Source organism: Nostoc sp. DedSLP03 (assembly GCF_034530815.1).
In the GTDB taxonomy this organism is placed as follows: domain Bacteria; phylum Cyanobacteriota; class Cyanobacteriia; order Cyanobacteriales; family Nostocaceae; genus Nostoc.
Window position 1 is genome coordinate 39,322 of sequence record NZ_JAVRCK010000009.1, and the last position, 12,926, is coordinate 52,247.

The window sequence follows — 12,926 nt, forward strand, 5'->3', positions numbered from 1 at the left end:
TTATTTATACACGTCCTTTGGGCGAACTCACGAAATCGCGTTGCTCCCCCCTAAGCCTTGTGAAATGCGCTGTCTTTGAGTATATCCTGTAGTTTTTAAAGCAATAGTCTCAATTCGACTGTAAAGGAACTGGGGCAAAAGCCGAAGGAAATAGGCAGCTCCCAGAGTCAAAAGTGTACGGCGTGGTTCTTTAGAGAGAATATGCCAGTTGGTTGCTAATGCTCGATTCACCAACTTCACAGCCATTGCACCATCTTGCAGGCTGACTGCTCTACGCGCTAAGTACCGCAACATATAGGCTCTAGCTAGTGTTTCCCATTGATTAACTATTTCTGGAGCATATAAGCGTGCCCTACTAACCATTAATTCCCAAGCATCTAACTGCTTGAGAACGTTTGCTGATAGTCCCCCTGAATTTACCCTATATAAGGTCAAAGCTTCAGGAATACCCTCTATTTCCAGATCGCTCTTAACAGACATCCGAAACCAACATTCAACATCTGTTGTGTCACCATTAGGATGGCGCGATCGTTCATCGAAATAAAAATTTTCAACTGTACCGTAAAGATTGTCTTGGAATTCAATAGCCTCAAAAACTTCTCTTTTAATTACTGCTACCGAACCATTGCTAATTGGATTGCGACAAAAGACAATTGCTGGAGTTATTCCTTCCATCTGAGGCATTTGATAAATACCTAAAGGGTTGCCATTATCATCAATAAAAGCAGAGCGGCTAAAGCTTACCCCGACATTAGGCGAATTATCTAAATGCTTAACGTGTTTTTCTAATTTTTCTGGCAACCATAAGTCATCAGCATCTAAAAGAGTTAAATATTCTCCCTGTGCATGGCGAATACCAGTGTTTCTTGCTCCAGGTAGACCTCGATTCTTTTGACGAATAATTTTAATTCTAGGGTCTGTAAATTGCTGACAAATTTCTATACTTTTGTCAGGAGTACCATCATCAACAATTAAAATCTCGAAGTTTTCGTAAGTTTGTTCAAGAGCCGATCGCAGTGTAGCAGCTATATATTTTTCTGCTTTGTAAACTGGAATAATAATAGAAACTTTTTTCATTGTTGACTATTCCCATTGATTTAATTTAATTAATATCTAATTAAATTTACTATGTACTATGCAAGAAATCTAAGAGGTTGTTTGAAAAGTGTTAGGCTGTGATTTTAATCAAATTATGACCCCCCTTAATCCTCCCTTATAAAGGGGGAATAAAATCTAGTTTTCTCCTCAATACATACGGGGAGGGTTAGGGTGGAGTAAAAAATATTTGATACATCAATCATGACTTTTCAAACATTATCTAATTCTGCTTTAGGCATAGAACATTCTTAATTATTTCTAGATATTTTCTTGAATAATACGACGTTTTTGGTTAGCCCCTACTATATTATTTGAAACCAGAGCTTCAAATTTATTGTAAACATTTTGAGGTAAGAGTAAAAGTAAATAAGCTGCTACCAGTGTCAAAATTGTACTTTTTGGATTTTCAATAAGAATATGCCAATCAGCTATTAACGCTCGATTAATTAATTTTACAGCCATTGAACCTTCTCGTAGTCTTACGGCATTACGAGCTAAATACTGCAACTGGTAAGCTCTAGCTAGTGTTTCGCTTTGAGTAAATATTTCTGGAGCGTAGGAGCGTGTCTTTTCAATTAGCTTTTCCCAAAAATCTAACTGCTTGAGCATATTTGCTGAAAGCCCTTTTGAATTAATCCGATACAAGGTCAAGGGTTCTGGAATACCTTCTATTTGCCAATTGCTTTTAATGGAAATACGAATCCAAAATTCGTTATCTTCTGATTGGAGTAAGCGTTCATCAAAATAACAATCTTCATTAGTACCGTAAAGATTATCTTGAAATTTAATCGCTTCCAAAACTTCTCTGCGCATTACCGCAGCCGAGCCATTACCAACCGGATTGCAACTGAGTAAATAGGATGGCGTAATTTCTTTAAGCTTGGGCATCTGATACGTACCTAAAGCTTGTCCAGCTTCATCAATAAAAGCAGAACGACTGAAGCTAACACCGACTGCTGGTGAATTTTCTAAGTGAGCAATCTGTTTTTCTAACTTTTCTGGCAACCAAAGATCGTCTCCATCCAAAAAAGCTAAATATTCTCCTTGAGCATGGCGAATACCAGTATTTCTAGCTCCAGATACCCCTCGATTTGCTTGGCGAATAATTTTAATTCTGGGGTCAGTAAATTGCTGACAAATATTTATACTTCTGTCCAAAGAAGCATCATCGATAATTAGAAGCTCGAAATTTGTATAGGTTTGCTCAAGAACAGATTGTACAGTAGCAGCTATATATTTCTCGACTCCATAAACCGGAATAATTACAGAAACTTTTTTCATTTTCCAGACTGATTTTAGTTTCAGTTTGCTCTCAGGTTTTACTGGTAGTACAGTAATCTTTGATATGGCAATGGGAATACTATCTGATGGATACGATCGCACCTTCTAGTGATAGCATCTAAAAAAGTGAGATATTTATCCACCTGGCTATCCATCTAGTTAGAGGACGAATCCTACTTCCTAACTTTTCACCGGATAATGTAAGATATTTCCTTCTAGTATTCGTTATTAAAGCAATTAATGTACGTAATAATACATTTTATTCTGCGTGTAGATAGTCTGATTGAAATTCTAAGCAAGATCGCTCTACCATTATCCAGAATAAGACTGAGTAACTATCCCATTGAGTTACTAAGTGGCAAGTACTACAACTTACCTCAACCGATTCTTTATTCATGAATATTTAATTTTTGAACATGAGCAACGCGAATTTTACTAATAATCTGGAGCAAGTATGCAGAAATATTTTCTAAAAGTATTTTTTTCAACAACAATTTAATAATTAGCTTTTGAGTTTCCTTTTCCAAGAGAATTTTTGGATATAGCTGAATTGCTTTACCCAATTTTTGAGTTGCTTTTTTAACTCCTTTATTACCTATAATTCTTGTTAAACAGAGCCTACAAGAATATCGGTAAACATAAGCTAAACTATGATTTTTCAAGATTTGAATTTCTGGCGATCCTGATTGAAAAGCTCGCTCCAATACTTGCAACTGACAGTCTTCCATAAATTCAATTTTAGATGACATTGAATTTGAAGATTGACGATAAAAAATCTGCGGTTTGCTAACTACAACAAACGACCATTTTGCAGCTAAACGCAGCCAATAATCCCAATCTGCTGCTCCTGATACTGAAGGTTCAAACTCTCCTACAGATTCAATCGCTTGCTTACGGATTAAGGGATTTGAACCACTAGCAATAAAGTTCCAGGTTAATAAATTCGCCAAAACATCACCTTGGAACAAGATCGGCCGATCCAGATGGCAATTTCCAGTTTGTTCATCCATAAAATAAGTCCAGCTATAAGCAACACCTGCTTCTGGATTTTTCTGCAAAGCTTCTAACTGAAGTTCTAGTTTGTCGGCTGTCCATAAATCGTCAGCATCAAGAAAGGCTATAAAATCTCCCTTGGCATGAGAAATACCACGATTACGAGCTACTGATAAACCTCCATTCTCGTAGGAAAAGACTTGTATACGACTATCTTTCAACTCATCCAATAGCTTGAGAGTTCCGTCTGTTGAACCATCATTGATCACAATTATCTCAAAATCAGAAAAAGTTTGTTGTTGTACTGAGACAATTGTATCGACAATTGTGCGCTCAGAATTATAAGCGGGAATAATGACAGATATAGTTGGCATATGATTTCAATAAGTTGCTAAATTCTACTAGCTAATTAGTATCAAAAGGTTGCTTTCTAATAACAGCCTCTATTGCAGCTTTGGAACTGCAACAGACCTAGCCAAAGAAAAAGGTCGAGTCAAGTACTTAGCAATTTGAGGAGAAAAGACTTGCATTACTAGCCATTTCATTAAATAACGCTGAGTTACTCTTTCTCGCAAAATCTGAGGATATAAAGAAACCGTCTTCCACAATTTACGACCAGCTTGGTTAACCTGTTCTTTATTAGTTACATGAGCCAGTTCCATACCCGTTAAATATTGATAGATATTTGCTAGGCTTTGATTTTTAAGATTTTGTAACTCTGGCGGTGCTGCTTGAAAGCCTCTCTCCAAGACAATAAGCAAATATTTCTCCATCTTCTCAACTTTAGTTGACATAGATTTTGAAGAGTGACGATAGAGAATTTGAGGTTTGGGAACTACTGCAAAATCCCAGTGCTGTGCTACACGAAACCAATAATCCCAATCTTCCACGGAAGAAAGAGTTGGGTCGAACTCTCCAGCAGATTCAATTGCTTGTTTACGAATTAAAGGATTGGAACCATTGGAAATAAAGTTACTGAGTAATAATTTGTCATACACATTACCTTCGTAGACTACATTATGACCAGGGTGAAAAATCTCTGCTGTTTCACTCATGTTCAGAGTCCAGCTATAAGCAAGTCCTGCTTCTGGATGTTTTTGCAATGCTGCTAGTTGTAGCTCTAATTTATCAGGTGTCCATAAGTCATCAGCATCGAGAAATGCCATAAACTCTCCAGTGGCATGAAAAATACCACGATTACGAGCTACTGATAGACCAGCATTGCTGTATGAAAAAATCTTGAGACGAGAGTCTTCAACAGTCTTCAATAGTTCTAAAGTCCGATCGGTTGAACCATCATTAATAATAATTAGCTCAAAATCAGAAAAGGTTTGTCGAAGAACGGATTTTATTGTTTCTAAAATAGTGCCTTCAGCATTGTAAGCGGGAATAATAACGGATATAGTTGTCACGTCGCTTCGCTCCAAATTCAAAATTCAAAATTAATGATCCCTATAAATAAATTTAGTTGCTCTGTATCATGAGTCGTTTTCGGTCATAGAATAGAGTTTAAACAGATGAAAAGTAGAAAGAGTTAGTTTGGGAATAGTTCTAAGAGTTCTTGTGCAGCCACCTGAATTTGTGAAGATTCTTTTACAAATCTGCAAAAGGGAATTGAGTAAGTCCAAGCTTGATAAAATGCCTCATTTTTATGGTAAGCATTAGGTAAAAAGACATGAGGAATACCCATAAGAATGCAGAGAATGTGTCCGTGCAGGCGGTTTGTAATAATTAGACGATGCTGTTTGAATTGATACATCCCATGATGCATATAACTTAAGGATTTAAGATGCATTGAGGAGTTATATAAGCTATTGAATCCAAAGGAATAATGATGGAAGTATTTCCAAAGATGTCGGTATATCCACTCACCAGGAATCACTGTACCTTTTTGCAAGCCTTCCCGAATTCGCTCCATACGTTCAGTTGTGTCATATTTGAAAGAAGTCCAATCTTCTACAACTAAATTAGGGAGATCGATAGAAGTCTGAGAATTACTTTGCTTCAACTCTTTGTCATTTCTATAGTGATATAAAATAGAGTTGCTACGGTTAGACCTAGATAAGAGACCAGGTAGATTGACCATTTGAAAAGCCATATCAGGTGCTTTAATTACCTGACAGTTGTAGAAATATTTTAGAGCAAGTTCATAGCTGTATTCGTCACGCACAAACAAAGTCAAATTAGGATGTGAGTTGAATACATTTGCTGCTTCCATTAAATTGCTTTGCTCAACAAAATAAATACTTTGTGGTAGGATAATTATTGGTCGATCTTGGTATTTGGAAATAATCTGTTCGCGAAATTTTTGATGAGCAGTCCAAAGATCGCCCAAATTCCCTCCTCCTTGCAGGAAAATAGGAGATTTTCCAATTCTATCTTCCATTACTTTGCTAGAAAAGTTATTAGGGCTAGCAGTATATTTAATTTTTGTTTTTCGCACATTGATTAAATAAAGTACAGTACCTAACGCAATCAGATGATCGCCAATATTAGGATAGTCAGGATAGTCTAATAATGCACACTCTGGAAATGTCTCTAATTTTTCTAGTGATTTATGCAGAAGTTCTTTTAGCTGTTCCGGTTGGGTGGTAGTCATTAATTTTAGTTCCTCGTTATCATTCGTTATTTTGCAATGAATGAGTGTAGCTAGCAAAAGGTATTTTTCTAAAAAGCCAAATTTTTATTGAGCTTTAATTTTTATTTTGCAACTGATAAAGATTGAGTTCTAGATAAAACATATTTACTAGCCCAAATGCTGTAAAGAGGTAATGCTAATATATGAGCCATGAACACCGCAACAGCTACCCAAAAAATTCCCCATTTCACAGCTACTAGTAATGAGATTGTAAAAATCACAGTAAAAATTAAGTTCCAGTAAAGATTAATATGACTTTTATCTACAGAGTTAAGTAACATAGAAGCACCATCAGCAAATGGGCGTGGTATGGCTGACAAACAGATAACTATCAAGACTGGAATTGCTGTTATCCATTTTTGACCAAAAATAATTGGTACATAAAATGGAGCTAGGCTTGACTGTAGCAAAACCAATGGAAATACAATTAAGGCAAATGTTTTGAGGCTACTAAAATAACGTTCTCGAAGCTGCTTAACGTTTCCCCGAGCAGCACAAAGATGGGGGTATAAAGACCAAGTCATTGTATTTATGACATTCATGCTGATTCCTAAGCCAGCATTGAAAGCGAAATAGTAAATTCCTAGCGCTTGGATTCCTAAAAAACGTCCAATAATCAGGTAATCAAGATTAGCTCTTAGCTTATTTAGTAACTCAACGCCAAGAATATTTCTAGCATAACTAACAACTTCCTGCCACTTGTTAAAACTAAGGAACATGGTAGGTCGCCAAGGATGATTCATTAGATTAATAACAATCCATACTGGAGTCGTTATAATAATAGGTACAACAACAGCCCACATTCCCATCCCTAATAGAGCTAAACCTATAGTGAGAATATTGATTAGGAACGACTGAGTAGCATTGCATAATGCTATAATTTTTAGGCGGTTCTCTCGCTGGATTAAAGCAGACTGAACTGCAAAGATTGGCAGCATTAAGTAGACTAATGCCATCATGCAGATAGGTAAGATAACTTGGTTATTACTATAAAACCAAGCTATCGGAAAAGCGGCAGTACACTGAATAATAAACATTACTCCGCATAGTATCCAATTAAGCCAGTAAGATGTCTGACAAATAATTTTTAGATCCTTTTCTGATGCCTGAATAATCTTAGACCCAATTCCAGCTCTTAAGGTAAAAACAGTTGCAAATTCATTGGTAGTTAAAACGATTGCAATCAATCCATAATCGTAGGGATTTAACAGGTGAGATAAAATAATTGTTGTTCCCAATCGGAAAACACGATTTGCTAACTCTGCCCCACCCATCCAACCAATATTACGCAAATATTGACTAGATACTTTTTGCCTTAGCTTTTTGATTAACATGAGGGTATTCTTAAGATATAATTATATATTTTTATCAATTTAAAATTTAAATGTAAGCGGCTTCAGGCTTCTTCTTAATAAAAGAATTAGGAGGTTTAACTTCTTCTTTAAATGCAATTCCCATAATAATTAAACCGGGATAGTATAAGTAAGCTAAAGCCTCTTGACTATCATTAAATGTAAAAAGTAATAAAGTGATCAGAAAATACAATGCCACCCTGGCAATTATGCTTTTCTCTGCTTTAATCAGCAAAACTATAAAACTCAATAAAATTGGTACTAAAAAAGCGATGAAGCCAACTATCCCTTTAACAAACAAAAGACCAAACCAAGTATGGTGAGAGCCGATAGGCATTTCTGCTAATGCTTTAGGCCCTGGTGCTTCTCGAAAACCATGACCCCAGATAGGAGCTTCTTTCCATTTCTCTAAGGCAATTACACCTAAAGCTTCATGCACTCGTGAAGAGTCCGGTCTAGCATTATAAAATGCTTCTTTAACATTTTTAATAGTAGTAACAAGTGCGGTGCTAAAAATACCTGCTAAAAAGCTAACAAATCCGAGCGCAATTTGCGTAGTAGGTTTAGTAATTTTTGTCAGCAACAAAACTAATATGAAAACTATTGGTAAAGCTATAAAAGATAAGCGCGAAACAGATACTATACTCATCGCTAAAGAGCCAGCTATACCAATCCACCGCCACTTGTTGTTACGTTCTTCAAGAGCAAGAAAGAAGTAGATGTTTCCAATAAGACCGAGCGCAGGTGCCCAAGGTGCAAATAGAAATAGACGGACATTATTCGTACCGTAATCACTACCATAGAAATTTACATTGTAAAAAAGCTCTCCATTCTGGATTAATCTTTCAATTGGAGAAGAATATAGGTGTGCGGGCAAATGTAATATCCAAGCTAGATAAAAAAAGGGAATTAAAATCAAACTTTGAAGGCATAAAATACAGACGGCTCTATAGATTAATTGTGGTCGAATATTGAGACAGCCGCTTAATGGAAATAGTGCTAGTAAAGCCCAATCTGTAAACCAATTAATTAACGACCTAAGAGTTTGATTTGTCCCTACATCATAATTTATACAGCCGACAATTGTAGCGATCGCTATTATCAGAATAGAGACAATCCAAACCCAATGTATCCAATAAACTTTGATTCTTTTGTCAATACTAGTGTGTGTTGTTTGGCTCCACAACCGCTTACATAGGTAAAAAAACAGTATCCAAGCTAATATAAAATTTACAGGATATAAAATACCAAGAAAATAAAATACATAGGTACTAATTATCCAATACCAAACAAGACTTTCTTCAAAGTTTTGAGGTTTCATTGTTCCATTCTCTTCCTCTCTATACTCACAGTCTTATCAGATATTAAATTTTTACGTTCGCGCCACCAAAGTAACACCAATCCAAGGGATACGAAAAGGGAACCTAAACTTGAACCTAATAAAACCAATTTATCTTTTGGGGAACTCGGGTTCTCAGGTAATGTAGGCTGTATAACAAGTTGAATCAATGGATAAGATCCAAAAGTATTCGACTTGCCAATATCTAATCTGGTCAAATTGGAGGAAAAGACCGCTTCCGCAATTTGCGTATTTCGCTTCAGCGAATCCAAGGTGCTTTCCAACTGTGTTAACTTTTTGAGCCTACTTTCAAGCTGGTTAATCTGTTGTTCTATTGCTTGAGCTTGAGCAGTGAATCCCGTTTGGTCTGCCTGAGCTATAACTAGTTGTTGGGAAAGAGCATCTCGAGGAACGCTGTTACCAGAGTTATTGCTACTAAGGCTCAACTGCTTTAGATCTGCCAAAGTGACTTTTCGCCCTAAAAGAGACTCACCTCGAGCTAGCAGGGCCTGTTGAGCAGCATCTCTTTTCGCTTTCTCTGTAATTAATATCGGATAGCTAGGCAGAAACTTAGATTCTAAAACTACTACAGAAGCGCTAGCATCACTATAATTTTTTAAGTTCTGTTGAAATATCTGGTCTGTTTGAAGAGTAAAAGCATCTGTAGCTTGTCCGGCAGATAGTTTTAAATTATTTGATAATTGTGCCAAACGAGTAGTAGCCTGTTGCTGTTGACCGATTATTTCAGATCGTTGTCTGCGGAGCTGTTCGATGTTGGTTGTCAAATCCTTAATTTGATCTTCAGAGTTCAAACCCGAACGTGCTTTGTAATCGGCAAGTTGCTTGTGAGCATCTGCTAATTTTTTTTGCGAAGAAATCAGGGAAGTTTGATAACCTATATCTCTTTGAACAGCTTCTTGATTTCGTAGCATGTTGAGTCTTGCTTGCAAGGCTTTGTAAAAAGCTAAAGATTTATTTCGAGCTTCCTGGGGACTCGCGCCTTCAAAGTCAACGCTCATCATGGAAGTATTAATTATTAGCTTGAGCCGAGGTTTGCCAAACTCTTCTAAAGACATATTAAGTTGATCTGCTGCCGCTTTTAATATCGGGTCGCTTTCAGCAATAAATTTATAAATTTCTCTTGGATCTTGAGAAGAAAGAGCAGCGTATGGAGACACATTTTCATAACTAGCATAGCCAATGTCTGGTAAATTAATATTGGCATTTGACCATGCTCCTGGCAGATTAATAGCTGAAGAACTAGTGTAGGTCGGTGGTGTAAGTTTTAGATAAAGAAAAGTTGCAGCCCAAAATGCTATGTTAGTTGTTATACCTAGAAGTAAGTAACGCTGCCAACATCCTTTTCTCGCTACTAATTTTCTCAAACTGCTAGGGTAACCCGCAGAGATTTCTGTATGATTGGCCATTAAAAATCCTCTAAAGTCGGGAACTGGCTGCGGAATTACAAAGTCTAGGTGGGTTTTAGGATTTGCCTAAGTAAACTTACAGGATCGTACTACATTGTTACTTAAAAATTGATTAATAATTCTTAGTAAAGTTTCCTTCCTAAACAGCAATGACAAAACCGCCTGATGGTCAATATTGCATCCATGCAGACAGCATCCTCTAGGGTTCAATAAAATTATCCACCCGGATATCCATCTAAGTATGTAGGTGCAAATAAAGATAAGTAGTGAGGGTTGTCATTTGTCATTTGTCCTTGGGAGCCAGTGCGCCCTTGCGCTCTGCCGACTTGTAGCAACTGGCGTTCATTTGTAAGGGTTTTAGGTGTATTTACATTTCGTAACCTAGTTAGGTTTTTTCTCGCAGACTTACTTAATTGGGCTAACCGAGAAGTATCGATCTGTAGCTGATTTACTTGACTTTAATTTACTTCCTGTAACGTCAATTAAAATAAATACGTGCAAATATCATGAAAATAGCAATGAGCGATCGCCGTTTTTGGAGACTGCTAGGAAAAACAATTTGTATTGCTATACTTGCGCTGGCTATTGTCGTCAATATTACACCCCTCAAGTCTAGTTGGAGTACTACATCAAGGTATCACTGGACTAATGTCTCTATCGGAGGAGGTGGTTATGTTACAGGCATTTATTTGCATCCACAAGAGCCAAATTTAGCCTACATCAGAACTGATATGGGTGGCTTTTATCGTTGGAATTCAAAAGACTACAAATGGATGCCGCTAACAGATATATTTAGCTTGCAATACAGCAATTACTACGGAGGAGAAGCCTTAGCACTTGACCCAAATAACCCAGATATTGTATACATAGCAGCAGGTAAATATACTACTAACCGGGGTAGATTAGGAACAATCTTTAAATCGAGCGATCGCGGTCAAACCTGGAATAAGCTGAAAATAGACTTGCCAATGGGCGGGAATGAAACTAAACGTTGGCTCGGAGAGAGGCTAGCCGTTAATCCCTTTAATTCCAATGTTATTTTTTTTGGCTCGCGATTGAATGGGCTATGGAAGTCTTCAGATGGTGGTACAACATGGGGCAAAGTTAGCTCCTTTCCCGAAAAGTCGGAAACAAAGATTGGAATTACAGGTATTGTATTTAGCAAAAATGTATCTGAACTAGTCTATGCCAATGCCTATGGAGATGGCATATATGAATCCACTGATGCGGGTGTTACCTGGAGCAAAATACCAGGAAGCCCATTAAAAGTGAATCGAATGGCTCTGGCAAAAGACAAAGTTCTGTATGTAACGCATAAGTCGGGTGTCAGCAAATATGCAAACAGTATTTGGAGCAATATCACACCAAGTAACGCGAAAACTACATTTAATGCCATTGCTGTAGATCCAAACAATCCCAATCATCTTTTAATTGTTTATGACCAGTATGTTTCCACAACAAACAATCGTGTCATATTTGAATCTACTGATGGTGGAGCTACATGGCAAGAGAAAAAGCATACTTTGAAACCTCAAGTGCCCTGGTGGCCTAAGTGGTTTTTTGCCTCCTCAACCTCAGCGATTGAGTTTGACCCAAAAACTGCTGGACGATTATGGTTAACAGACTGGTATGGAACATGGCGGACAGATAACATCAACGCAGAGTCATCTGTTTGGTCAAACTATGAAAAAGGACACGAGCAGTTAGTTAGCTTCGCCCTAGTCTCACCTCGAAGTGGCTCTAAATTGTTGAGCGGTGTTGCTGATACGGATGGGTTTGACCACAGCAATGGGCTAGATGTCTACCCATCTACGCAGTTTGGCGGCAAAAATAGTCCTCGGTTCCAGGATACCTATGGTCTTGCTTATAGCGAAAGCAATCCTTCACAAATGGTACGTGTTGGTGGTAATCGGTGGAACAATACTTATACGGGAGCAACTTCGCAAGATGGGGGACTGACATGGAAACAATTTTCCTCGTTTCCGAAGAACACAATTCCGTTGCGTGTAGCCATGTCAGCAACAAATTCAAATCTATTTGTCGCAATTATTAATCAAGGACAGCCTATTCGTACAACCAATGGCGGATGTTCTTGGAGCAAAGTATCAGGATTACCCAAAGGCCCCAAAGGCCCGTGGTACTGGGGTCAACCATTAGTAGCTGACAAATTAGATGGCAACACTTTTTACTACTACAGTGGTGGCAAGTTATACCGCAGTAAGAACGGAGGCGCATCCTTTAAGATTGTCAACTCATTATTGCCTTCTGAAAGTTGGTCTATGCTCAAAACAGTTCCGGGGGCTAAAGGCGAAATCTGGCTCAGTCTTAATTCTCACGGACTTTATCGCTCAACAAATGGCGGTGTGAAATTTGCCCAGATTCCTAAAGTGAAAAAAGCTTATTTATTCGCCCTTGGTAAGGCACAGAAGGGAAGCAAAGTTCCTGCACTGTATTTGTATGGGGAAATTGCTGGTATGGGCGAAGGAGTATTTCGCTCTCTTGACAAAGGAAAAACATGGATAAATATCGCCTATTTACACCAACCTATGGGCAATGAGCCTAATGTCATGGAGGCTAGCTGGCAGAAATTTGGACTAGTCTTTATTGGCACTAATGGTAGAGGAATCTACTATGGGACTCCGTAAATAATACTACTCCATACTTATTCATGCAACTGACAGTTGCAAGAAAACCAGGAAGCTAAAAGATTATTAATTTTTGTACATTATGTTAATTTTTGTAAAAAAGGTAGTAGTATGTTTTTGCGACATTATTTAATACAATTGAGTGTTAATATG

Annotated in this window: 9 protein-coding genes; 1 reads left to right on the plus strand and 8 read right to left on the minus strand. The window is 37.6% G+C overall.

Annotated elements, in window-relative coordinates:
• Positions 1–27 precede the first annotated feature (27 nt).
• The 8 genes from RM368_RS06400 to RM368_RS06435 form a co-directional block, all read right to left on the minus strand.
• Positions 28–1,077: a glycosyltransferase family 2 protein gene (locus RM368_RS06400; RefSeq protein WP_322693298.1), complete on the minus strand. Its 1,050-nt coding sequence runs from the start codon at positions 1,075–1,077 to the stop codon at positions 28–30.
• A gap of 279 nt (positions 1,078–1,356) precedes the next feature.
• Positions 1,357–2,379, minus strand: a complete 1,023-nt coding sequence (locus tag RM368_RS06405; RefSeq protein ID WP_322693299.1) for a glycosyltransferase family 2 protein — start codon at positions 2,377–2,379, stop codon at positions 1,357–1,359.
• A 389-nt stretch (positions 2,380–2,768) separates the two neighbouring features.
• Positions 2,769–3,746, minus strand: a complete 978-nt coding sequence (locus RM368_RS06410; RefSeq protein ID WP_322693300.1) for a glycosyltransferase family 2 protein — start codon at positions 3,744–3,746, stop codon at positions 2,769–2,771.
• A gap of 69 nt (positions 3,747–3,815) precedes the next feature.
• The gene (locus RM368_RS06415; RefSeq protein WP_322693301.1) at positions 3,816–4,784 is read right to left on the minus strand and encodes a glycosyltransferase family 2 protein; all 969 of its coding nucleotides are present in this window, start codon (positions 4,782–4,784) and stop codon (positions 3,816–3,818) included.
• 122 nt (positions 4,785–4,906) lie between these two features.
• Entirely contained in the window at positions 4,907–5,971 is a 1,065-nt protein-coding gene (locus tag RM368_RS06420; protein ID WP_322693302.1) for a polysaccharide pyruvyl transferase family protein, read from the minus strand.
• A 101-nt stretch (positions 5,972–6,072) separates the two neighbouring features.
• Positions 6,073–7,344, minus strand: coding sequence for a lipopolysaccharide biosynthesis protein (locus RM368_RS06425; RefSeq protein WP_322693303.1), 1,272 nt, complete (start codon positions 7,342–7,344; stop codon positions 6,073–6,075).
• A 46-nt stretch (positions 7,345–7,390) separates the two neighbouring features.
• Entirely contained in the window at positions 7,391–8,683 is a 1,293-nt protein-coding gene (locus RM368_RS06430) for an O-antigen ligase family protein (protein ID WP_322693304.1), read from the minus strand.
• Positions 8,680–10,128 carry a hypothetical protein gene (locus RM368_RS06435; RefSeq protein WP_322693305.1) on the minus strand — a complete coding sequence of 483 codons (1,449 nt, stop codon included), beginning with the start codon at positions 10,126–10,128 and terminating at the stop codon, positions 8,680–8,682. The genes RM368_RS06430 and RM368_RS06435 overlap by 4 nt, the downstream gene beginning before the upstream one ends.
• Before the next feature lie 506 nt (positions 10,129–10,634).
• Between RM368_RS06435 and RM368_RS06440 the strand changes: the two genes are divergently transcribed.
• Entirely contained in the window at positions 10,635–12,773 is a 2,139-nt protein-coding gene (locus tag RM368_RS06440) for a hypothetical protein (protein WP_322693306.1), read from the plus strand.
• Positions 12,774–12,926 lie beyond the last annotated feature (153 nt).